The sequence below is a fragment of the Curtobacterium sp. 314Chir4.1 genome (genome assembly GCF_900215175.1).
Lineage (GTDB): Bacteria > Actinomycetota > Actinomycetes > Actinomycetales > Microbacteriaceae > Curtobacterium > Curtobacterium pusillum_A.
On sequence record NZ_OCMI01000001.1, the window covers coordinates 871,104 to 895,123 of the forward strand.

Consider the following 24,020-nt stretch of genomic DNA (forward strand, 5'->3'; position numbering starts at 1 on the left):
TCGCCGAGGAGCAGGCTCGACACGCACGACGGACACCCGGCTCCCGGGGTCGTCCGGAGGACGAGGCTCGCGTCGTTGCCGGCCTCCCGGGTACCCGCGCGCGGCCAGAGCACCCGCCAGCGCAGGCCGTCCAACGCACCCGACGTCGAGTCGTCGGCCTGGCGGACATCGACGCCAGCGCGTTGCAGTGTCCGGACGACCCGTTCGTCCTCCGATCGCCCGACCGGCCCGACGAGCGCCGTCGTCACCCGGTCTGCCACGGCGTCGACCGCACCGACGTGGTCACGGTCGAAGTGGGTCAGGACGAGCAGGTCGATCCGGCCGACGCCGAGCAGGTCGAGACAGGCCTCGAGGCGTTCCGGGTCGTCCCCGGTGTCCACGAGGGCGACGCCCGGACCGTCTCCGCGGAGGAGGACGGCATCACCCTGACCGACGTCGCACCCCGCGACCGACCAGTCGTCCGGCAGCCCCGCTCGGACGACGAGCCGTGGCACGGCGACGACCACGATCCCGATCAGCACGACCACCCCGGCGAGCAGCAGCAGACGGAACCCGGCGGGCCTCGGGACGAGCACCGCCACCGCCAGGCTCGCACTCACCAGTCCCGCGGCGACCACGCCGCCCACACCACCCGGCCACGGCGCCGAGGCGTACGGGAGCGCGGCCGCACCGTGCGCCACCTCGCCGATCGCCGTCGCCGGTACCCAGGCCACACCGGCCAGCACCGACCCGCCCCACGGCCAGACCGGCGCCGTCACGCACGCCGCGAGTCCCACCACCGTCACGATCGGCGCGAGTGGCTCGGTGAGCAGGTTCGCCGGCACCGCGTACGTCGGCAGGGCGGCGGTCAAGGGGATCGTCACCGGCCAGCAGGCGAGCTGCGCGGCGACCGGGACCGCGAGCACCGCAGCCAACGGCGTCCACAGGCGCCTGGCGAACAGCGTCGTGAGCGGCGGACCGAGGACCACGATCCCGCTCGTGGCGAGCACGGACAGGGTGAACGCGAACGACCTCGAGTACCAGGGGTCGACGACGAGCATCCCGATCGCGGCGAGGGCGACCAGGGGGACTCCCCGGACCGGTCGACCGGCCAGGTGCACGACGAGCACCACGACGGCCATCACCGTGGCCCGGACGATCGAGGGGTCGGGCCGGACGAGCACCACGAACGCCAGCAGGAGCACGACCGCCATGCCGGCACGGACGGCCCGTGGCAGTCCCAGCACCCGCCCGCAGACGACCACCAGCCCGACGATCACCGCGCAGTTGGCGCCGGACACCGCCGTGAGGTGCGTCAGCGCCGAGGTCTCCATCGCCGCCTCGGTCGCGGCGTCCACCCCGCTCCGGTCGCCGATCGCCAGGCCACGCAGCAGCGATCCGCCGGGTTCCGGCAGCGCCCGGGTCGCGGCGACGAACGCCTGGCGCGCCCGGTCCGTCGACGCGAGCAGTCCGGTCGGTGGGACGTCGACGGTCGGTCCGCGGAGGAACGCCACGAAGGACGTCGTGCTCCCCGGTTCGTCGCGCTCCAGCGTCGCCGAGCCCCGCACCGTCGTCCCCGCCGGCACCGTCCCACCGCCAGCACCACCGGCAGCGGGGACCAGGCGGACGGGTACCCGCAACCCGTCGGCCTCGCCGGCACGCTCGAGGGTGCCGAGCACGGACCGGTCCCCCTCGACGAGGTCCCTGCTCAGGACGATCGACACCGGCACCGTGCCCGGACCGCGATCGTCCAGCGCCGCCGGGTTCCGCCGACCGTCCCCGACCAGCACGGCGACGGCGAGCAGGCCACAGAGCGCCGACGCCGTCAGGGCCAGGCCGATCGCCACGCGGACCCCGCCGCAGCGCGCGAGCAGCACGATGCTCGTCCCGGTCGCGACCGTCGCGCACACCAGCACCCACCCGGCGATGCCGGGGGCGCCGACGAGCAGCGCCGCACACACCCACGCGGCCGTGACCGGCACGGCGACACGCAGGTCGGCGGGGCCCGGTGCGAGGTCCACGGCTCACACCCGCACGCGGTCGCGCAGGTCGGCGAACCGCCCGTCCCCGATGCCACTCACGTCGAGCAGGTCCTCCACGGCGCCGAACCGCCCGTGCTCCTCCCGCCAGGCGAGGATCCGTCCGGCCAGCGACGGCCCGATCCCGGGCAGCGTCTCGAGCGCGGCCTGGTCGGCGGAGTTGAGGTCCACGACCGCGTCGCCACCGTCCGACCCGCCGGCCGATCCACCTGCGCCGGGGACGGGGACGGGGACGGCACCAGCGTCGTCGAGCGCCGCCGGGACCTCCGTCTCCCCCACCTCCGGCACGTACAGCCGCTCCCCGTCGACCACCACACGGGCGAGGTTCAGCCGGGCCAGATCGGCGTCCGGCGTCGCTCCGCCCGCCCGGTCGATCGCGACCGACACCCGGCTGCCGGCACCGAGCGAGACGACCCCCGCCCGCTGCACCGCCCCGACCACGTGCACGACGACCACCCCTGCAGGCGGCGACGACGACCCGGTCGGTGTCGCCACGACCGCCGACGGGCCACCCGTGACGCTGACGGTCGCCGAGTCTGCCCCTCCACCGGACCGCGACCCGAGCAGCACGACCACGAGTGCCGCCACGACCACCACCGCAGCCAGCACCACCGCCGCCCGGGGCGACATCGCCAACGCAGCGAACCGGGAACCGGACCCAGACGGAGAAGCCATGCCGGAACGCTACGGAGCCCGGCCGACCGGCCGGGCTCCGCGACGAACACTGGTGGATGACCGCCCCTGCGGCGCCACTGTGGAGGGATGAAGGAGGAGGAACCTACCCCTTGATCGCGATGTTCACGAGCTTCGGCGCCCGGACGATGACCTTCACGATCTCCCGGTCACCGATGTACCGCTGCACGTTCGCGGAGCCCCGGGCCAGCGACTCGAGCTCGGCCGGGTCGATGGACTTCGACACCTCGAACGAGTCCCGCACCTTGCCGTTGACCTGCACCACCGCGGTGAGGGTCTCCTGCACGAGCAGCGTCGGGTCGGCCTTCCGCCAGCCGTACGTGGCGACGGTGGCCTCGTAGCCCAGCTTCTCCCACATCTCCTCGCCGGTGTACGGCGCAAAGACGCTGAGGCCGAGGGCGATGGTCTCGACGGCCTCGCGGACGGCGGGGTCCGCGGCGCCGGGGCCGTTGTCGATCGCCTTGCGGGTGACGTTCACCAGGTCCATGAGCCGCGCGATCACGACGTTGAACTTGAACGACTCCATCATCCCCGGCGCGTCGGCGAGGAACCGGTGGGTGACCTGGCGGAGCGCCCGGTCGCCCTCGGCCCACACCACGTCCGGAGCAGAGGTGACGTCGAGCGCCAGGCGGTACGCCCGGGCGAGGAACCGCGCGGAGGCGGAGGGCGAGACGTCCTCCCAGTTGATGTCGTCCTCCGGCGGGCCGGCGAAGCCCATCACCAGGCGGATCGCGTCGACACCGTTGGCGTCGAGTTCGTCGCCGAGCGAGACGCCGCCCTTCGACTTCGACATCTTCGAGCCGCCGGACAGCACCATGCCCTGGTTGAGCAGCGCCGAGAACGGTTCGGTGAAGTCGAGGTAGCCGAGGTCGAACAGGACCTTCGTGACGAAGCGGGCGTACAGCAGGTGCAGGATGGCGTGCTCGATGCCACCGATGTACTGGTCGACCGGTGCCCACTTGCGCGCGACGGCGGGGTCGAAGGCCTGCGTGTCGTCGTTGGCCGCCAGGAAGCGCAGGAAGTACCAGGACGAGTCGACGAAGGTGTCCATCGTGTCGGTGTCCCGGAGCGCCGGGGTGCCGTCGACGGGGTTCGGGACGTTGACCCAGTCGGTCGCGCCGCCGAGGGGCGAGGTGCCCTTCGGCTTGAGGTCGAGTCCCTCGGTGGACGGCAGCCGCACGGGCAGCTGGTCCATGGGCACCGGGTGCTCGGTGCCGTCGGCGCCGTGGATGATCGGGATCGGGGTGCCCCAGAAGCGCTGGCGGGAGATGAGCCAGTCGCGCAGGCGGTAGGTCTTCGCGGCGCGACCGGTACCGCGTTCCTCGAGCAACGTGATGGCGGCCGAGATCGCGTGCTGCTTCGACATGCCGTCGAGTGGCCCGGAGTTGATCATCCGCCCCTGGCCGGTGAGCGCTTCCCCGGTGGACACCGGATCGACGTCCGGCAGCTCCGTCTCGGAGGAGATCACCGGGATCGCCCCGGTCACCGCCGCGTTCGTGTCCACCACGACCCGGACGGGCAGGTCGAACGCCCGCGCGAAGTCGAGGTCGCGCTGGTCGTGCGCGGGCACGGCCATGACCGCGCCGTGGCCGTAGTCGGCGAGCACGTAGTCGGCGGCCCAGATCGGCAGGCGCTCCCCCGTCAGCGGGTGGATCGCGAAGCGCCCGAGCGGCACGCCCGTCTTCGGACGGTCGGCGTTCTGGCGGTCGATCTCCGAGGTCTTCTGCGTCGCCGTCAGGTACGCGTCGAAATCAGCACGCACGTCATCAGGGGCAGTGGAGACGAGCGAGGCAGCCAGGTCCGAGTCCGGCGCCACCACGAGGAACGTCACCCCGTGGATCGTGTCCGGACGCGTGGTGAACACCGTGACGGGCTCGTCGCGGCCCTCGATCACGAAGTCGACGTCGGCCCCGACCGAGCGACCGATCCAGTTCCGCTGCTGCGCGATGACCTTCGCGGGCCACCGCCCCTCGAGCTGGTTGAGGTCGTCGAGCAGGCGGTCGGCGTACTCGGTGATCTTGAAGTACCACTGCGTGAGCTTCTTCTTCACGACGACGGCACCGGAGCGGTCCGAGGTGCCGTCGGGCAGCACCTGCTCGTTGGCGAGCACGGTCTGGTCCACCGGGTCCCAGTTGACCCAGCTGTCCTTCCGGTACGCCAGCCCCTTCTCGTACATCTTCAGGAAGAGCCACTGGTTCCACTTGTAGTACTCGGGGTCCGAGGTGTGGATCTCGGTGGTCCAGTCGAACGACGGCGCGTAGCGCTTGAAGGAGGCCTTCTGCTGCTCGATGTTCGCGTAGGTCCACTCCCTCGGGTCGACCCCGCGCTTGATCGCCGCGTTCTCGGCGGGCAGACCGAACGAGTCCCAGCCGATGGGGTGCAGCACGTTGAAGCCCTGCTGCCGCCAGTAGCGCGCCACGAAGTCACCGAGCGCCCAGTTCTCGGCGTGCCCCATGTGCAGGTCCCCGGACGGGTACGGGAACATCTCGAGGATGTACTTCCGCGGACGCGTGTCGTCGAGGTCCGTGGTGAAGAGGCCGAGCTCCTCCCAGCGGGGCTGCCACTTCTCCTGGAGACGACGGAAGTCGTAGGCGTTCGGGTCGTCGACGGTCTGCTCGGTGGTCACGGAACTCTCAATCGGTCTGGGAGGCACGGCCCACGCCCGTCGGGCGCGTTCCGGTGTCCAAGATTACCGGGCCTGAAGGCACGTCCAGAGCCGTCCGCGCGCCGTGCGTCGCGCGGGTGGCCGGGTCACCCTCACGCGCTCGACGAGACTCGCCCTGCGCGACACGTCTCGCGTCCCGCAACGCACGATGTGTCGCGCGCACCGAGACTCGGCCGGCGCGCGCCTCCCACGCGCACGCGTCGGGCTGCCTGGTCAGGCGGGCACGAGCCGTCCGTCGCGCATCCGCACCGTCCGGTCGACGAGGTCGGCCGCGACCGGCACGTGGGACACGATGACGACCGTGCGTCCGTCCTGCCGCGCTGCCCCGACGAGGTCGCGGAGCACGGCGTCGCCGAGGTCCGGGTCGATGTCGGCGGTCGGTTCGTCGAGCACGAGCACCGGGAACGCGTGCAGCAGCGCCCGCGCGAGTGCGAGCCGGTGTGCCTGCCCGCCGGACACCAGGACGCCGCGCTCCCCCACGCCGGCGTCGAGTCCGCCGCGGCGCTCGACCCACGCGCCGAGGCCGACCCGGTCGAGCACGGCCAGCAGGTCGTCGTCGGTCGCGGTCTCACGGGCGAAGAGCAGGTTCTGCCGCACGGACTGGTCGAAGACGAACGGGTCCTGCTCGATGAGGCCGATGCGGGCGCGGACCGCGTCGGGGTGCATGTCCCTCGCCTCGACGCCGTCGAGCGTGTACGAGCCGCGGTGGTCGACGAACCGGACCAGGGCGTCCACGAGGGTCGACTTGCCGGCGCCGCTGGGCCCCTGCAGCACGACGACCTCGCCGGGACGGAGGTCGAGCGAGACCCCGTCGACCGCGTCCGTCGACGCCCCCGGCCACCGCACCGAGACGTCCCGCAGGGACACCGCCACGGGGCCGTCGACCACGAGCGAGTCCGCGTCGGCCGGCTCGTCCGGCTCCGGCACGATCCCGACAGGGACCGACGCCGGGACGACCCGCTCGACCCGGTCCGCCGCCGCGCGCACCCGCCGGAGCGTCAGCACCGCGAGCGGGACCCCGCCGACGACCTCGAACAGCGCGAGCGGCACGAACACCGCGAGTGCCCAGAGCGGTCCGTCGAGCGCCCCCGACACGACCGCGGGTGCGCCGACGGCGAGGATCCCGATGACGGCACCGCCGCCGACGAGCCCGACGAGCGCCCCGACGAGCGACTCGACCGTGCCGCGACGACGGACCGCGGCGGTCACGCGGGCGTCGAGTCCGGCGATGTGGGCGAGCCGTTCGTCGAGCGTGCTGTAGGCGGCGAACACGTCGAGCGTCCGCACGGTGTCGAGCACGAGGTCTGCGACGCGTCCGCGTTCGGCGGCGGTCTGCTCGTCGGAGCGCTTCGCGATCGACAGCGTGACGACCGACCCGAGCAGCGCCGCCACGGCGAGGGCGAGGAGCAGCACGAGCGCCGCGGGCACCGACACGAACGCGACCGCCACCACGGAGAGCACCGCGACGACACCGGCGGACACGAGCGGGCCGACCACCCGGATCGGCAGGTCCTGCAACCGGTCGGTGTCGGTGACGAGCCGGGTCAGCAGGTCGCCGCGCCCGGTGGACCCGAGCCCGGCCGGTGCGACCGACGACAGCCGCCGGTACATCTCCGTCCGCACGACCGCGAGCTGCCGGAACGAGGCGTCGTGCCCGGCGAGCCGGTCGACGTAGCGCAGGGCAGCACGCCCGAGTGCGAACGCCCGCACACCGACCATCACGAGCGTCAGGTACAGGATCGGCGGGTGCTCCGCCGCACGCGTGATGAGGTAGCCGCTCGCGGCGAGCAGCGCGACCGCGCAGACCGCACTGAGCGCGCCGGCTGCCACGGCCCTGCCCCAACCGGCCCCGTGCGGCATGGCGAGCCGCAGGACCGAGTCGTGTCGTGCCTCCCGGCTCATGCCCGCGCTCCGCTCGTCTGGGTGACCGTCACCGATCCACCGGACCGCACGTCGACCCGGACGTCGCCGGCGGCGACGACGGCGGGGCGGTGGCTCGCGACCACGACGACCGCGCCGTCCGCGGCGAGCCGGCGGAGCGTGTCGACGACGTGCGCCTCGGCGTCGGCGTCGAGCGCCGACGTCGGCTCGTCGAGCAGCACCAGCGGGGTCGCCTCCCGCTGGACGCGGTAGAGCGCGCGGGCGACCGCGACGCGCTGCGCCTGGCCGCCGGACAGGCCGCTGCCACCGGATCCGACCGGGAGGCACGGGTCGAGTCCCAGCCCCGCCGCACCGAGCGCGGTCCGCACGTCGCGGTCGTCCGGGGTCGCGCTGAGCGCGACGTTCTCGGCGATCGTGCCGCGCACGAGACGGGGGCGCTGGTCGGCCCAGGTGGTCCGCTCGGTGGGCGTGGTGCCGTCGCGGCCGGGCACCGTGACGGTGCCGTCGTGGGCCAGGACGCCACGGATCGCGGCGATCAGGCTGGACTTGCCGGAACCGCTCGGGCCGGCGAGGACGACGATCGTCCCCGGCCCGGCGCGGAGGTCGAGCGGGCCGATCACGACGTCCGGCCGACGCACGGTCAGCCCGTCGAGCACCAGGTCCGCCGAGGCGGGTGCCGCGACCGGGCGTGCCGGGGCCGGCGTCGTGTCGTCGAGGACGTCGAGCACGGCGGTCGAGGCCTCGACGCCGTCCTGCGCGGCGTGGAAGTCGGCGCCGACCTGCCGGATCGGGGCGAAGGCCTCCGGTGCGAGGACGAGCACGAACATCGCGGCGCCGAGGCCGAGCGAGCCGTCGACCAGGCGGATGCCGATCGACACCGCGACCAGGGCCACCGACAGGCTCGCGGCGAGTTCGAGGGCGAAGCCGCTCACGAACGACAGCCGGAGCACCCCGAGCGTGCCCTTCCGGTACTCGTCGGTGAGCGCGCCGATCCGACCGACCTGGCGCCGCGCACGGCCGAAGACCTTGAGCGTCGCGAGCCCCTCGACGGCCTCGGTGAAGGCGCCCCCGAGCTTCGCGAGCGCGTCGGACTGCTTCCGTTGGAGTGCCTGCGTCGCGAGGCCGATCAGGATCATGAAGACCGGGATGACCGGCAGCGCGCACAGGATGACGATCCCGCTGGTCAGGTCGCCGAGGCCGATCGCCACGAGGAGCATCGGCGTCGCGATGGCGGTGAGGGCGAGCTGCGGCAGGTACCGCCCGAAGTAGGCGTCGAGCGCGTCGAGCCCGGGGCCCAGCGTCGTGGCGAAGCCCGCGCTCGACCGTTCCGCGAGCCACGACGGCCCACGCTCGGCGGCCCGGGCGAGCACGGTCGCCCGCAGCTCGCTCTTGACCCTGGCAGCGGCGCGCGCGGCGAGGTCGTCCGTCGCCCACGCGGCGACGGCACGCACCACGAACGCGCCAGCGAGCAGGGCGAGCGCCGGGGTGAACGCGGCAGGGACGCTCCCGTCGCGGACGGCGTCCACCCCGAGGGTCACGGCAGCGGCGATGCCCCAGGCGATCGCGATGGTCGCGAGCGTGCGGAGGACGCCGGTGCCGGCGGCCGCGACGATGAAGCCGCGTGCCGTCCGCGACAGCCGCAGGAGACGCGGATCGAGCGGCTTCACCGTCGTCGCCTAGTGCGCGGCCTGGGTGACCTGGGCCCGCGAGACGCGCTTGCGGAAGATCCAGTAGGTCCAGGCCTGGTAGGCGAACACGAGGGGCACGAAGATCAACGCCACCCAGCTCATCACCCCGAGCGTGTACGAACCACTCGACGCGTTGTAGACGTTCAGGCTGTTCGCCGGGTCGTTCGTCGCGGGCATGACGTCCGGGAAGATCGCCGTGAACATCGCCAGGACGATCGCGGCGATCGTGACGGCCATGAGCGTGAAGGCCCGGCCCTCCTTGCCCCAGGCGTTGCAGAGCACCGCGAGGACGAGTGCGAGCGCGGCGACCACGGACAGGACCAGCGACGTCGGGGTGGCCCGGACGAACGCCATCCACACCAGGAACGCAGCACCGACGACGATCGTCACGATGCCCGCCCGGGTCGCGAGGCGCTTGGCGCGGACACGGATGTCACCCTCGGTCTTCAGCGCGACGAACACCACACCGTGGGTGAAGAACACGAGCAGCGTCGCCAGACCGGCGAGCAGTGCGAACGGGTTGAGCAGGTCGAACAGCGTGCCGGTGTAGTTGTGCCCGGAGTCCATCGGGATGCCCCGCACGACGTTGCCGAACGCGACGCCCCAGAGGAACGACGGCACGGCGCTGCCGACGATGATCATCAGGTCGAAGCGGCGCTTCCACTCGAGGTGCTTGTTCTGGTGCCGGTACTCGAACGAGACACCGCGGGCGATGAGCGCCGCCAGGATGAGCAGCAGCGCGAGGTAGAACCCGGAGAACATCGTGGCGTACCACTCCGGGAAGGCCGCGAACAGGCAGGCGCCCGCGACGATGACCCAGGTCTCGTTGAGGTCCCACACGGGGCCGATCGTGTTGATGAGCACGCGGCGGTCGGTGTCGTCCTTGCCGAGGAAGGGCAGCGACATGCCGACACCGAAGTCGAAGCCGTCGAGGACGAAGTAGCCGACGAAGAACAGGCCGACGATCGCGAACCACAGAACGGGCAGGTCCATCTCAGTACACCGTCACTTCGTGCTTGACCTCGCCGGTCTCCTCGTCGACCTCCGCCGGGGCGGCGGGGCCCTCCTGCGCCACCTTCTTGATCAGCCGGAACTCGACGACCGCCAGGCTGCCGTAGATGAGCGTGAACACGACGAGCGAGATGAGGACCTCGATCCCGGTCACGTTCGGCGAGACGCCGTCGCTCGTCTTGAGCAACCCGAACACGAGCCACGGTTGGCGACCCATCTCGGTGAAGATCCAGCCGACGATCATCGCGGCCATCGGCAGCGGGACCGTCCACGTGGCGACCCGCCAGATCCACCGCCTGGTCGGGAACCGGCCCTTGCGGGTCAGCCAGAGCCCGACGAGGGACACCAGCACCGCGCCGACGCCGAGGGCGATCATCCACCGGAACGACCAGTAGGTCACCCAGATGATCGGCTTGTAGTCGCCGGGGCCGTAGACCTGCGAGTACTGCGCCTGCAGGTCGTTGATGCCCTCGACCGTGCCGTTGAAGGTGTGCGTCGACAGGAACGACAGCAGGTACGGCACGCGGATCGAGAACAGCTCGTGGACGCCGTCCGGGGTGCCGAGGGTGAAGATCGAGAACGAGGCGTCCTTGCCGGTGGCGGTGTTGTACAGCGCCTCGGCCGCGGCCATCTTCATCGGCTGCGTGTCGACCATGGTGAGGCCGAGCTGGTCGCCGGTGAGCACCGTGAGCGCCCCCGCCGCGAGCATCGTCCACATGCCGAACTTCAGCGCCGGCATCATCGTCTCGAGGTTCTGGTTGCGCGCCAGGTGGTAGACGGCGACCGAGATGATGACGGCGGCCGCGACCATGAAGCAGGCGAACAGCGTGTGCGGGAACGCCGCGAGCGCGACCTTGTTGCCGAGCACGGCCCAGATGTCCGTGAGCTCGGCACGCCCCTTGGCCTCGTTCATGGAGAAGCCCACCGGGTGCTGCATGAACGCGTTCGCGGCGATGATGAAGTACGCCGACATGATCGTCCCGGCGCTGACGCACCAGATGCTCGCGAGGTGCAGGCCCTTCGGCAGACGGTCCCACCCGAAGATCCAGATCCCGATGAACGCCGCCTCGAAGAAGAACGCGAGGATGCCCTCGAGCGCGAGCGGGGCGCCGAACACGTCCCCGACGAAGCGGGAGTAGTTCGACCAGTTCATGCCGAACTGGAACTCCTGCACGATCCCGGTGACGACACCCATCGCGAAGTTGATGAGGAAGATGCGTCCGAAGAAGCGGGTCAGCTGGAGGTAGTGCGCGCGGCCCGTCCGGTACCAGGCCGTCTGGAACACGGCCACGACGACGGCCATGCCGATCGTCAGCGGGACGAAGAGGAAGTGGTAGATCGTCGTCAGACCGAACTGCCACCGCGACAGGATGAGCGGGTCGAGGATGTCGTTCATGCGGCGTGTCCGAGCCGGGTCGCCGCGCGCTGTTCGTGCACGTCAGTTGCTTCCTGTGGAAGGTGGAACTTCTGCTGTCACAACCATTGGGACACGAACACGTTACCGCGCGGACACCCGATTCGACAATTTGTAGAACCGCCGGCTGCACGAACGTGCAGGCGCACTGCACGGCACAACCGTGCGGCACGATCGTGCCGTCTGTCCACTCCACGAACGACGACAGGTGCCGGGCGATTGCCCGACACCTGTCGTTTTACTGCGACTGGTCGCTACAGCAGGTCGTTGTCCTGCAGGAACGACTTGGCGACCGAGGCCGCCGACTTCTGGTCGACCGAGTTCTGACGGTTCAGCTCGATGAGCGCGTCGGTCGTCAGGAGCTTGTTGACCTTCTCGATGGCGTCGGCGGCCTTCGAGTCGAGGTCCTTCGAGACGATCGGCGTGACGTTGTTCGCCGGCACGAGGTGCTTCGGGTCCTCGAGCGTGACGAGCTTCTCGGTCTTGATCGAGGCGCTGGCGGAGTAGATGTCCGCGACCTGCGAGTCGCCGTCCTGGATCGCCTTGATCGTCAGCGGGCCACCGGAGTCGTTCTGCTGGTTGACCTCACCGGTGATGCCGTACTTCGCCTTGAGACCGGTCGGACCGTAGGCGGCCGTCGCGAACTCGGGGTTGGCGGCGATCGAGATGGTGCCACCGATCTTCGACAGGTCGGCGATCGTCTTGAGGTCGTACTTGTCCGCCGTGGCCTGGGTCACCGTGTAGGTGTCCGCGTCCGAGGCGTCGGCCGAGGGCAGCGCCTTGACGTCCGACGGCAGCGCCGACTTGAGCGCCGAGTTGATGCCGTCCGTCGTGGTCTCGGTCGTGGTGTCCTTGCCGTCCTCCTGCAGGAGGTAGTTCAGCAGGTTGCCGTTGTACTCCGGGAAGACGTTGATGCTCCCCTTCGCGACCTCGGGCCAGTACGCCTTGCGCTGACCGATGTTGAGCTTCTTCGTGACGGTGAAGCCCTCGTGCTCGAGCTCCTGGGCGTAGAGCTCGGCGATGATCTCGTTCGACGGGTACGCCTGCGAACCCACGACGATGGTCTTGGAGTCCCCGCCGGAGCCGGAGGAGAGCGGGTCGCTCGAGGAGCAGCCCGCGAGGGCGATGGCGGCCGCTGACGCGACGGCGATCGTCGCGGCGAGGCGCCGGGTCGTAGCTGTGATCACGGGTGGGTTCCTTCCACAGGGGTTGATGCTCGTGGTGCTGAGCTGCGGGTGCTCCGACGCGACTGACGCGCCGACCCGAGGGATACCCCCGCTGGGACGGCGAGCCGCTGCAGTGCGGCGAAGACGATCTCGAACGCGATGGCGAGGGCGATCACCAGGATGGAACCGCCCAGGACCTCTGCGTAGTCCGAATTGGCGATGCCGGAGAAGGCGTAGCCGCCGAGCCCTCCGGCGTTGATGTAGCCGACGAGGGTCGCGGTGGCGACGACCTGGAGCACGGCGGCCCGGATGCCCCCGACGATGAGCGGGAGCGCCAGGGGGATCTCGACCTTGCCGAGGATCTGCCACCCGGTCATGCCCTGCGCCTTGGCGGCGTCGACGACGACGCGGTCGATCGCCTCCACACCGGAGTACGAGCCCGCCAGGACGGACGGGATCGCGAGGACGACGAGCGAGATGAGCGGCGCGCCGAGCCCGAGACCGATCGCCAGCGCGAGCAGGGTCAGCAGGCCGAGGGTGGGCAGCGCGCGGATGCCACCGGAGACACCGACCGCGATCGAGCGCCCCTTGCCGGTGTGCCCGATGAGCAACCCGATCGGGACCGCGATCACGACGGCGATGGCCACGGCCAGCAGCGTGATCCAGACGTGCTCCCAGACGCGGATGCCGATGGCGTTGCTGCCGACGTTGTTGGCCGGGTCGAAGATCCAGGCGAAGCCCTGTGCGAAGAGGTTCATGCGGACACCTCGTTCGCGCGGACGTCGTCGGCGGCGCGGCGGCGGACGGCCCGGGCGGAGCGACCGCTCCCCCGCGTCCACGGCATCACGAGCCGACCGAGGGCGACGAGCAGCAGGTCGATGACGAGCGCGAGCACGATGGTCAGGACGATGCCGGTGAGGATCTCCGCGCTGATGCCACGCTTCAGGCCGTCGGTGAGCAGGAACCCGAGGTTCGGGACACCGATGAGCGCGCCGACCGTCACCAGACTGATCGTCGACACCGACACCACGCGGATGCCGGCCAGCAGGACGGGACCGGCGAGCGGCAGCTCCACCTTGAAGAACCGCTGCGCGGGCGAGTAGCCGAGCGCCTCGGACGCGCCGACGACGTCCTGGTCGACCGCGTCGATGGCATCGGCCGCGGACCGGGCCATGAGCGCGACACCGAAGATGGTCATCGCGATGACGACGTTCACCGGGTCGAGGGTGCTCGTGCCGATGATGGCGGGCAGCACGAGGAACAGCGGCAGCGCCGGGATCGTGTACAGCAGGCTCGCGACGACGACGATCGTCGAGGCCGTGCCCCGTGCGACGCCGCTGCGCTTCCGCAGTCGCGACACGAGCAGCCCGATCGGCACCGACAGCAGGAAGCTGATGACGATCGGCGGGATCGACAGCCAGACGTGCGCGATCAGGTTGTCGCTGATCGTGTCCGTGTTGCCGAGGACCCAGTTCACGCGTCGCCCCGCTGCTCCTGCGGCACGGCCTGTGCGGCGTCGACCACCTGGACCGGCCCGGTGAGCACACCGGCCGCGCGACCCTCGCCGTCGACGACGATCGGCCCGGTCGGGGTCTGCTCGACGCGGAGCGCACGACGACCGCGGCCAGCACCGATGAAGTTCGCGACGAAGTCGTCGGCCGGCTCGGCGAGGATCTCCGCCGGGGTGCCCAGCTGCGCGATCTCGCCGCCCTTCTTGAGGATGACGACCTGGTCGCCGAGCTTGAAGGCCTCGTCGATGTCGTGCGTCACGAAGACGACGGTCTTGCCGAGCTCGCGCTGCAGACGGATGAGCTCGTCCTGCAGGTCGTTGCGCACGAGCGGGTCGACGGCGCCGAAGGGCTCGTCCATCAGCAGGATGTTCGGGTCGACGGCCAGGCCGCGGGCGACGCCGACGCGCTGCTGCTGGCCGCCGGAGAGCTGGGAGGGGTACCGGTTCGCGAAGGCGCGGTCGAGCCCGACGGTGTCCATCAGCTCGAGGGCACGCTCGCGGGCCTCGGCCTTGGACACGCCGGTCAGCAGCGGCACCGTGGCGATGTTGTCGACCACCTTGCGGTGCGGCAGCAGCCCGGCGTTCTGCATGACGTAGCCGATGCGGCGCCGGAGCTGCACGGGGTCGACCCCGGCGACGTCCTCGCCGTCGATCTGGACAGCGCCCGCACTGGGGTCCACCATCCGGTTGATCATCCGGAGGAGCGTGGTCTTGCCGCAGCCGCTCGAACCGACGAAGACCGTGGTGGTCCGCGAAGGGATGACGAGGCTGAAGTCGTCGACCGCGTTGGTGCCGTCCGGGTAGGTCTTGCGCACCGAGCGGAACTCGATCATGGGTGCCCTTCTGTTCGGAGGTAGCCCGACTCCGAGTGAGAGTACCCGTCGGGTCCGACACCGGTTCGGCCGTGACGATCCGTGACGTGTCCCGGACAGCCGGATGACGCGATGGGACGGCCGTCTGCGCGACCGCAGGCCGCAGGCACGACGACGCCCGCGCCTCCTGTTCGGAGTGCGGGCGTCGTGGGATTGGTGACCGGCGCTGCGTGGCGTGTCCCGCCGCGCCGTGGTTCGTGCCTCAGTGCGCGGCGAGGACCGCCTCGAGGTGGATCCGGCTCATCGCGCGGTACTCCTCGACCAGGGCCGTGTCGGGGTGCGCGGGGTCACGGTGGGCCCGAGCGAGCACGGCGTGCGCGGACTCGGCGAGGACCACCCACGTCCGCTCCATGCGCTCGCCGGTCGGCAGGTCGAAGCGCTCGTGCATGATCTGCGCGACCGCGTTCCCCAGCGCGGCCATGCGGTCCTCGCCGTCGCCCGCTCCGGCACCGACGTCGGCCGCGTCGCCGAACCGGATCGCGCGGAAGCCCGGCTCCGTCCGGTACATCTCGGCGGTGACGTCGATGAGCGCGTCGCAGGCGTCCTGCCAGGTCGTGCCGTCGCTCGCGTCGAGGGCGACGATGAACTTCTCGGCGAGCCGCTGGGTGCTGCGGATCGCGAGGGCCTCGACCACGGCGATGCGGTCGGGGAAGTAGCGGTAGACGGTGCCGATGGACGCCCCGGCCCGCTCGGCGACCATCGCGGTCGTCAGGCGCTCGAAACCGATCTCGTCGATGACCGCGGCAGCGGCGTCGAGGAGGCCGGCGAGGCGCGCCGAACTGCGGGCTTGGACCGGCTCGTTCCTGAGCAGTGATGATCCCCCCGGCAGTGCGTTCGATACCTCGGTGACGAGCACGTGTTCTCCTCTTGCGCCGACGGCGCGGTCATGTGGGATGTGACTGACCAACTGTCGCAGAGACCGGCTGGAATATCGCTGCGACTCTCCCAAAGCACCTGCGAGGTCGTAGGTGCGCAGGGTCCGACGTGGGATGATGGGGCGATGCCCGACCCGACGCACCACGAGCCGTCGCTGGCCGAGCCGATCCTCCACCGGGCCGCTCGCATCGAGGACGCCGTCCAGGAGTTCCGCGAGCAGCGTGCACGGCGCCGCGGGCTCGTGCCGACCGTGATCCCGTACAACGGCTACGGCGCCCCCGGATGGGTCCGCGTCCTCTGCCGGGTCCTGCTCACCCGCCGTGGGCTGGCGTCCGACGCGTCCTTCTACGGCGTCCGCGGGTGGAAGAGCTTCACGAGCGTCGCGGTCGACGACGCCGAGGTCACGATCACCGCCGGTGGCACCACGCACGTCGTGCAGTCCGACCGGGGTGGCGTCGTCGACACCATCGTCCCGATCGACCTCGAACCGGGGTGGCGGACGATCAAGCTGTCCGCCGGCGGCATGCGCGACGTCGAGGCCGACGTCTTCATCGTCCACCCGGACACCCGGTTCGGGCTCCTCTCCGACATCGACGACACCGTGATGGTGACCTCCCTCCCCCGCCCGATGCTGGCGGCGTGGAACTCGTTCGTGCTCACGGAGCACGCCCGCAGGCCGGTCCCGGGCATGTCGGTCCTCTACGAACGCGTGCTGGCCCAGCACCCGGGTGCGCCCACCGTGTACCTGTCCACGGGCGCGTGGAACGTCGCGCCGACGCTGCAGCGCTTCCTGAGCCGGAACCTCTACCCGTCGGGCACGCTCCTGCTCACCGACTGGGGCCCGACGCACGACCGCTTCTTCCGGAGCGGGCAGCTCCACAAGCAGCAGAACCTCGAGCGCCTGGCGAAGGACTTCCCCGACGTGCAGTGGCTGCTGGTCGGCGACGACGGGCAGCACGACGAGTCGCTGTACGGCGAGTTCGCCCGTGCCCACCCCGAGAACGTCGCCGGCGTCGCGATCCGCCAGCTGTCCACGAGCGAGGCCGTCCTCGCCGGTGGACGCTCCCGTGCGCAGGAGCGGTCCCGCGACTCCTCGGCGCCGTGGGTCTACGCCCCGGACGGCGCCGGCATGTGGTCGGAGCTCGCCCGGGTCGGCATCACCGAAGCCGACCCGACCGACCCCGCCTGAAGCATCCTTCAGCAACCGCGCCCGTTCCCCGATCGCGCGGTGGTTGGATCGGCCCATGAGCGCGGCGAGCACGACCACCCCACCGACCAACCGCATCGAGGACCACGCACTGATCGGTGACACGTACACCGCCGCGCTCGTCGGACGGGACGGCACGATCGACTGGGCCTGTCTGCCGCGGTTCGACAGCCCGTCGACCTTCGCGTCGATCCTCGGCACCGAGGACAACGGACACTGGACCCTCCGACCGACCGACCCCGACGCGACCGCCACCCGCCGGTACGACCACGACACGCTCGTCCTCGCCACGGTGTGGACGACGAGCACCGGCGTCGTCGAGGTGACCGAGTTCATGCCGATCGGTGCGCACCGGGCCACGATCGTCCGGCGCGTCCGTGGCCTGCGCGGGTCGGTGGAACTCCGGCAGACCCTGCGCATCCGCTTCGACTACGCGCGGGCGCTCCCCTGGGTCCGGCAGATCGGCGGCGACGAGGACCCGGCGCTCCTCGCCACCGCGGGGCCCGGTTCGGTCATCGTCCGCGGGGTCCGGTTCCACGCCGACGACCACCGGCACACCGCGACACGCACCGTGCACGACGGCGACGTCCTCGACACCGTGCTCACCTGGTACCCGTCCCACCGCGAACCGCCGGAGCCGCTCGACGTCGACGCGGCGCTCCGTCGCACGGTGCAGTGGTGGCGGGACTGGATGGCGACCGCGCGGACCGACGGCCGGTACGCCGAGCCGGCCCGACGCTCCCTGCTGCTCCTCCGCGCGATGACCCACGCCGAGACCGGTGGCGTCGTGGCGGCGGCGACCACCAGCCTGCCGGAGGACCCCGGCGGCGAACGGAACTGGGACTACCGCTACGTGTGGCTGCGGGATGCCTCGCTCGCGCTGGCGTCGCTCATCGCGCACGGCTACCGTGACGAGGCGACGCACTGGCGTGGCTGGCTGCTCCGTGCCATCGCCGGCGATCCCGCCGACGTCCAGATCATGTACGGCATCGCCGGCGAGCGGGAGCTCCCGGAGCGCGAGCTCGAGAACCTGCCCGGGTACGCCGGGTCCACGCCGGTGCGCGTCGGCAACGGCGCGTACACGCAGTACCAGGGCGACGTGTTCGGCGAGGTCCTCGCCGCACTGCACGACGCCCGCGAGCTCGGGGTCGAGGAGAACGCGGACTCCTGGGCCCTGCAACGAGCCCTGCTCGGGTACGTCGAGGAGCACTGGCAGGAGCCCGACAACGGGATCTGGGAGATGCGCGGACCCCGACGGCACTTCACGCACTCGCGGGCGATGATCTGGGCGGCCTTCGACCGCGGCGTCGCCGCCGTCGAGGAGTTCGGGCTCGAGGGTCCCGTCGAGCGCTGGCGGACCCTGCGCGCCGCGGTCCGGGCCGAGATCGAGGAGCACGGCTGGAACGCCGAGCGAGGCAGCTACCGGCAGCACTACGACACCGACGAGGTCGACGCCAGCCTGCTCGTCCTGCCGCAGATCGGCTACGTCAAGGCCGACGACACGAGGATGACCGGGACCGTTCGGGCGATCGAGGAGGACCTCCGCACCGGCGACGACGGACTCGTGCTCCGGTACCGCACGTCCTCCGGCTTCGACGGACTCTCCGGCAGCGAGCACCCGTTCCTGGCGTGCTCGTTCTGGCTCGTCGAGCAGTACGCCGCCTCCGGCCGGATCGAGGACGCCGAACGGCTCATGGACGTGCTCGTCGGGTACGCGAACGACGTCGGCATGCTCTCCGAGGAGATCGACGTCACCACCGGACACCACGTCGGCAACACGCCGCAGGCACTCTCGCACCTCACGCTCGTGTCGGCTGCGGACGCGATCGCCCGCGCGCGCGGAGCAGCCGCCGGGCACCGCACCCGCCTGCCCGTGCACGACGGCGGCACGCGCTCCTGGACCGGGGAGGGCGAGCGGGCGGGCACGCCCGCCTGACCGGTCGGAACCGGGCCTACCTGGTCGTTCCGGGCACACCTGGTCGTACAGGACCGCCAGGTACGCCCGTTCCCACCTTCCATCGCGCGCGTTCTGGGAAAGAACGTGACCCGACAACGGACGGGAGGCGCGGTGCCAGCTGGCACCGCGCCTCCCGTCCGTCAGACCCGCCCGTCCAGGGCGCGGCCGTCACGTCCGTCAGGAACTCAGGACGAGGACTCCCAGTCCGCCGGGCCGCGCGAACCCGCGCGGTACTCCTCGAGCGGGACCTCGTCGGCCTTCCAGGCCTTGACGACCGGCTCGACGATCTCCCAGCAGCGCTCGGCCACGTCACCGCGGATGGAGAGCAGCGGGTCGTCGTGGAAGATCCCGTTGAGGACCTCGCCGTAGGGGGTGAGCTCGCCGTCCGCGAAGGACGAGGACAGCGTGACCTGGCCCATCTCGAACGGGTTGCCGCCACCGTTCGCCGACACCGTCAGCTCGATCTCGTCGGGGTTCAGCACGATGCGGAGGGTGTCCGCCTTCGGCCGACCGGAGAGGCCGGAGGGCAGGCGCGTGACCGGCTTGAAGGTGATGAGCACCTCTTTCCGGCTGGCGCCGAGCGCCTTGCCGGAACGCAGGGTGAAGGGAACGCCCTTCCAGCGAGCGGTGTCGACCTCGACCGAGATCTCGGCGAGCGTCTCGGTGCCCCGCGACTTGTCGACGCCGTCCTCGTCCTGGTACGACGGCAGTTCCTTGCCGTCGATCGTGCCGGCCGTGTAGACGGCGCGACGCGATGCGATCTTCGGGTCGCCGCCCTTGAGCTCGGTCGAGCGGAGCACGCGCGCCAGGGACGAGCGGAACTCGACGGAGTCGATGTCCGCCGGGGCGTCCATCGTCACGATGCCGAGGATCTGGAGCAGGTGCGACTGGATCATGTCGACCATCGCGCCGGCCTCGTCGTAGTACTGGGCGCGGTTCTCGAGACCGAGGGTCTCGTCGTAGAAGACGTCGACCTTCTCGATGTTCTCGGCGTTCCAGATCGGCTCGAACAGGCGGTTCGCGAAGCGCAGGCCGATGATGTTCAGGACCGTGGTGCGGCCGAGGAAGTGGTCGGTGCGGTGCACGCGCTCTTCGGGAACGAGCTTCAGGACCGTCTCGTTGAGGGCGCGGGCGCTCTCGACGTCGGTGCCGAAGGGCTTCTCGAACGCGAGCGTGGTGCCCTCGGGGAGCTCCACCTGCTGCAGGGCCTCGCAGATGTCCGAGGCGATCTGCGGCGGCAGCGCGAAGTAGAGGATCGGCTCGGCGTCCGCAGCGGCGAACAGTGCCTTGAGGTGCTCGGGGTCGGTCGGGTCACCCTGGATGAACTGCGTCGAGGCGAGCGTTGCGTCCACCTCGGGGCCCTTCACGTCCTGCGACGCGAAGGACTTCGTGACGACGTCCTTCCACTGCTCCTCGCTGCGGGCGCTGCGGCCCGTGCCGATGAGCTGGACGGGAACCGCTCGACCGCTCTGCAGGAACGTGCCGAGGCCCGGCAGCAGCAGGCGGGAGGCGAGGTCGCCCGTCGCGCCGAAGATGATGAGAGTGCGCTTGTCGGTCACCGGAGGTGACTCCTTTCGCTGTGGTGGGGGTGGTCCGCTTGAAGCCAAGCCGTGGGCGGACTGGTTGATTCCCGGGCGGGGCCGGTTCGTTCCGGTTCCTGCTGCGCTCCCGGCGGCGCTTCCGGCTGCGGGGGCGGACGCACTTCGGGCGGCACCGGTGTGGTGCCGCCCGAAGTCAGGAGCGCTGCAGGTCCAGGTCAGTGACCGAAGTTGCCGCGGTAGTACTCGTAGACCCAGCCGACGAGGGTGACCGCCACGAGGGCGAGACCGATCGGCACGATCCAGAGGCCGGCCGCGACGCCGAGGAAGACGACCGCCGTCGACGCCGCCAGGAGGATCGGCCACCACGACCACGGGCTGAAGTGTCCGAGCTCGGCGTCGCCGTCCTCGATGTTGGCGTCCGGACGGTCCTCGGGCAGCTCGCCGCCCTGGGAGGACATGACCTTGCCGAGGTAGAACGCGATGAACGCGGACATGATCCCGGTGAGGCCGATGGCCACGGTGCCGACCCACTCCGGCTCGCCGTAGTAGATCAGCGACCAGATGGTGTACGCGGCGTCCGCGAGGATGAAGAACCCGAAGAGGATCCAGAACAGGTTGGTGTTGGCGCGCATCGCCTTACTTCACCTCGCCCTTCGCGGCGTCGTAGGTCGGGGCATCGGGCGCGTCCTTCGCGGGACCCACACCGATCGGCACACCCGCTTCGGGGTGGTTGAGGTCGAACGCCGGGGACTCCGAACGGATGCGCGGGATCGACGTGAAGTTGTGGCGCGGCGGCGGGCAGCTGGTCGCCCACTCGAGCGAGCGGCCGTAGCCCCACGGGTCGTTCACGGCGACCTTCGGCGCGTTCCGGGCGGTGACGTAGACGTTGAAGATGAACGGCAGGAACGAGATCGCGAGGATCATCGAGCCGATCGTCGACAGCTGGTTCATCCAGGTGAAGCCGTCGTTCGGCAGGTACGTCGCGTACCGACGCGGCATGCCGATGACGCCCAGCCAGTGCTGGATGAGGAACGTCGTGTGGAACCCGATGAACAGGAGCCAGAAGTGGATCTTGCCGAGGCGCTCGTTGAGCATCTTGCCGGTCCACTTCGGCCACCAGAAGTAGAAGCCGGAGAACATCGCGAAGACGACGGTTCCGAAGACCACGTAGTGGAAGTGCGCGACGACGAAGTACGAGTCGGACACGTGGAAGTCGAGCGGCGGCGACGCCAGGATCACACCGGTGAGACCACCGAACGTGAAGGTGATGAGGAAGCCGACGGCCCAGAGCAGCGGGGTCTCGAACGTGACCGAACCGCGCCACATCGTGCCGACCCAGTTGAAGATCTTCACGCCCGTCGGGACCGCGATGAGCATCGTCATGAGCGAGAACCACGGGAGCAGGACGCCACCGGTGACGTACATGTGGTGTGCCCACACCGTGACCGAAAGGGCCGCGATCGCGATGGTCGCGTAGACGAGGGTCTTGTACCCGAAGATCGGCTTGCGGCTGAAGACCGGGAAGACCTCGGACACGATGCCGAAGAACGGCAGGGCGATGATGTACACCTCGGGGTGCCCGAAGAACCAGAACAGGTGCTGCCAGAGCAGGGCACCGCCGTTGGCCGGGTTGAAGATCTGCGCGTCGAACACGCGGTCGAGCCCGAGGCCGAAGAGCGCTGCGGCGAGGACCGGGAAGGCCATCAGCACGAGGAGCGCCGTCACGAGGGTGTTCCAGGTGAAGATCGACATGCGGAACATGGTCAGACCCGGGGCACGCATCGTGATGATCGTGGTGATGAAGTTCACCGCACCGAGGATCGTCGAGAAGCCCGTCATGCCGAGTCCGAAGACCCACAACGTGCCGCCGAGCCCCGGAGTGAACGTCGTGTCACTCAGTGGCGCGTAGGCGAACCAGCCGAAGGACGCGGCACCCTGCGGGGTGAGGAAGCCACCGACCGCGATGAGCGAGCCGAACAGGTAGAGCCAGAAGGCGAAGCCGTTCAGACGCGGGAACGCGACGTCCGGCGCACCGATCTGCAGCGGCATGATCGCGTTCGCGAAGCCCGAGAACAGCGGCGTCGCGAACATCAGCAGCATGATCGTGCCGTGCATCGTGAACAGCTGGTTGTACTGCTCCTTCGTCGCGACCACGTGCAGGCCGGGCTCGAAGAGCTGGGCGCGGATCACGAGCGCCATCACACCCGCGAGCAGGAAGAAGATGAACGAGGCGATCAGGTACATGTACCCGATGGTCTTGTGGTCCGTGGAGGTGATCCACCGGACGATGATGTTGCCCTTCCGACCGACCTTCGACGCCTGGAAGTCCGGCGTCGTGGTCTGTGCAGTCGGCTGGCCGACAAATGACGTTGTCATCTTTCGGAGCCCCTACTCGTTCTCGCTCGACGCCACCGGCGCCTTGTTGTCCGGTTCGTTCGTGTTGGTGTTGTACTCGTTGCCGAGCAGACCCACCTTGCCCTGGTCCTTCAGGGTGTCGAGGTAGTCCTGGTACTGCGCCGGCGTCACGACCTTCACCTGGAAGAGCATGAGCGAGTGGTACTCACCGCAGAGCTCGGCGCACTTGCCCTGGTACGTGCCGAGCTTCTCCGGGATGAAGTACTCGTAGTTCGTCTTGCCCGGGAGCATGTCCTTCTTGTACAGGAAGTCGATGATCCAGAAGGAGTGGTCGACGTCGCGCGAGGACAGCTCGATCTTGACCTTCTTGCCCTGGGGCAGGTACAGGGTCGGCAGCTGCGACTCGTCGATCGCCCCCTTGGCGTTCTCTTCTTCCTGGGCCTGGATGCCCTGGTAGTAGACGCTCTCGTCGGGGTTCTTCTGGTCGATGTAGTTGAAGTCCCACGCCCAGCGCTTGCCGTACACGTGCACGGTGGCGTCCGGGTTGGTGAACGGCTTCTCGATCGCGGCCTGGTCCTTCGCGGTGAAGGCGAAGAAGCCGAGCACGAGGATCAGCGGCACGATCGTGTAGAAGATCTCGAGCGGCATGTTGTACCGCATCTGCACCGGCAGTCCGGTCTGGCCCTTGCGGCGGCGGTAGACGATGGCGGCCCAGATGATGAGGCCCCAGACGATCAGACCGACCGCGAGCAGGACGACCCAGCTGGTGGTCCACAGGCCGACGATGCGGCTCGTGTGGTTGGTGACGTCCTTCGTCTCCTCCGTGCCGGGGAGCCATCCGTTCAGCTGCTGCTGCGTGCAGCCAGCCAGTGCGATGACCAGACCGACGGCCACCGGGACGGCCGCCCAACGTATACGGCGATTCGAACGCACTGTTACCTCTCGGAAGACGTGAAACCGGAGGAGCCTGCGACGCGAAGGTCGCTCATGGCCCGCTCCCAGCTTGGTTGGAACACTCCTAGCTTACTCGCAGCTGGAGACCGCTCGCGCACACGCGACACGCACTCGGCCGCGATCCGCACCCGTTCCGGACGCGTTTTCCCTGGTCGTGCGGGATGCCACGCCCGGGGAACGCACGAGCGGGGAGCGACCGTGTCGGTCACTCC

General features: G+C 70.2%; 17 protein-coding genes and 1 pseudogene. 2 read left to right on the plus strand and 16 right to left on the minus strand.

Going from position 1 to position 24,020, the window contains the following annotated elements; translation table 11 throughout:
- Positions 1–242 precede the first annotated feature (242 nt).
- From CRP27_RS04040 to CRP27_RS04095, 12 genes and pseudogenes are all read right to left on the minus strand, one after another.
- Positions 243–2,000 (minus strand): annotated as a pseudogene (locus CRP27_RS04040) (ComEC/Rec2 family competence protein); the annotation flags it as partial.
- Positions 2,001–2,003: 3 nt separating this feature from the next.
- Positions 2,004–2,693 (minus strand): ComEA family DNA-binding protein, encoded by a 690-nt coding sequence (locus CRP27_RS04045; RefSeq protein WP_097179411.1) that lies wholly within the window; start codon positions 2,691–2,693, stop codon positions 2,004–2,006.
- A gap of 103 nt (positions 2,694–2,796) precedes the next feature.
- Complete coding sequence (gene leuS / locus CRP27_RS04050; protein WP_097179412.1) at positions 2,797–5,337, minus strand: leucine--tRNA ligase; 2,541 nt, start codon at positions 5,335–5,337, stop codon at positions 2,797–2,799.
- Positions 5,338–5,589: 252 nt separating this feature from the next.
- The gene (cydC, locus tag CRP27_RS04055; protein WP_097179413.1) at positions 5,590–7,278 is read right to left on the minus strand and encodes a thiol reductant ABC exporter subunit CydC; all 1,689 of its coding nucleotides are present in this window, start codon (positions 7,276–7,278) and stop codon (positions 5,590–5,592) included.
- The gene (cydD, locus tag CRP27_RS04060; protein ID WP_097179414.1) at positions 7,275–8,924 is read right to left on the minus strand and encodes a thiol reductant ABC exporter subunit CydD; all 1,650 of its coding nucleotides are present in this window, start codon (positions 8,922–8,924) and stop codon (positions 7,275–7,277) included. The genes cydC and cydD overlap by 4 nt, the downstream gene beginning before the upstream one ends.
- A 9-nt stretch (positions 8,925–8,933) precedes the next feature.
- Complete coding sequence (gene cydB / locus CRP27_RS04065) at positions 8,934–9,938, minus strand: cytochrome d ubiquinol oxidase subunit II (protein ID WP_079235741.1); 1,005 nt, start codon at positions 9,936–9,938, stop codon at positions 8,934–8,936.
- Position 9,939: 1 nt separating this feature from the next.
- Entirely contained in the window at positions 9,940–11,352 is a 1,413-nt protein-coding gene (locus tag CRP27_RS04070) for a cytochrome ubiquinol oxidase subunit I (RefSeq protein WP_097179415.1), read from the minus strand.
- Between the two features lie 272 nt (positions 11,353–11,624).
- On the minus strand, positions 11,625–12,557 hold the full coding sequence (locus CRP27_RS04075; RefSeq protein ID WP_255257420.1) for an ABC transporter substrate-binding protein: 933 nt from the start codon (positions 12,555–12,557) through the stop codon (positions 11,625–11,627).
- Positions 12,554–13,294 (minus strand): ABC transporter permease, encoded by a 741-nt coding sequence (locus CRP27_RS04080; RefSeq protein WP_097179416.1) that lies wholly within the window; start codon positions 13,292–13,294, stop codon positions 12,554–12,556. The genes CRP27_RS04075 and CRP27_RS04080 overlap by 4 nt, the downstream gene beginning before the upstream one ends.
- Complete coding sequence (locus CRP27_RS04085; protein WP_097179417.1) at positions 13,291–14,013, minus strand: ABC transporter permease; 723 nt, start codon at positions 14,011–14,013, stop codon at positions 13,291–13,293. The genes CRP27_RS04080 and CRP27_RS04085 overlap by 4 nt, the downstream gene beginning before the upstream one ends.
- Entirely contained in the window at positions 14,010–14,879 is an 870-nt protein-coding gene (locus tag CRP27_RS04090; protein ID WP_079235737.1) for an ABC transporter ATP-binding protein, read from the minus strand. The genes CRP27_RS04085 and CRP27_RS04090 overlap by 4 nt, the downstream gene beginning before the upstream one ends.
- Before the next feature lie 241 nt (positions 14,880–15,120).
- On the minus strand, positions 15,121–15,774 hold the full coding sequence (locus tag CRP27_RS04095) for a TetR/AcrR family transcriptional regulator (RefSeq protein WP_176505453.1): 654 nt from the start codon (positions 15,772–15,774) through the stop codon (positions 15,121–15,123).
- A gap of 144 nt (positions 15,775–15,918) precedes the next feature.
- Between CRP27_RS04095 and CRP27_RS04100 the strand changes: the two genes are divergently transcribed.
- Both CRP27_RS04100 and CRP27_RS04105 read left to right on the plus strand, forming a co-directional pair.
- Positions 15,919–16,983, plus strand: a complete 1,065-nt coding sequence (locus tag CRP27_RS04100) for an App1 family protein (protein WP_097179418.1) — start codon at positions 15,919–15,921, stop codon at positions 16,981–16,983.
- A 55-nt stretch (positions 16,984–17,038) separates the two neighbouring features.
- Entirely contained in the window at positions 17,039–18,937 is a 1,899-nt protein-coding gene (locus tag CRP27_RS04105; protein WP_097179419.1) for a glycoside hydrolase family 15 protein, read from the plus strand.
- Positions 18,938–19,143: 206 nt separating this feature from the next.
- On the opposite strand, the gene CRP27_RS04110 is transcribed toward CRP27_RS04105, so the two are convergent.
- The 4 genes from CRP27_RS04110 to coxB form a co-directional block, all read right to left on the minus strand.
- Positions 19,144–20,517, minus strand: coding sequence for a glucose-6-phosphate dehydrogenase (locus CRP27_RS04110; RefSeq protein ID WP_097179420.1), 1,374 nt, complete (start codon positions 20,515–20,517; stop codon positions 19,144–19,146).
- Between the two features lie 197 nt (positions 20,518–20,714).
- The gene (locus CRP27_RS04115) at positions 20,715–21,131 is read right to left on the minus strand and encodes a cytochrome c oxidase subunit 4 (protein ID WP_097179421.1); all 417 of its coding nucleotides are present in this window, start codon (positions 21,129–21,131) and stop codon (positions 20,715–20,717) included.
- Between the two features lie 4 nt (positions 21,132–21,135).
- Positions 21,136–22,875 carry a cytochrome c oxidase subunit I gene (gene ctaD, locus CRP27_RS04120; RefSeq protein ID WP_079235731.1) on the minus strand — a complete coding sequence of 580 codons (1,740 nt, stop codon included), beginning with the start codon at positions 22,873–22,875 and terminating at the stop codon, positions 21,136–21,138.
- A 12-nt stretch (positions 22,876–22,887) separates the two neighbouring features.
- Positions 22,888–23,787: a cytochrome c oxidase subunit II gene (gene coxB, locus CRP27_RS04125; protein ID WP_097179422.1), complete on the minus strand. Its 900-nt coding sequence runs from the start codon at positions 23,785–23,787 to the stop codon at positions 22,888–22,890.
- Positions 23,788–24,020 lie beyond the last annotated feature (233 nt).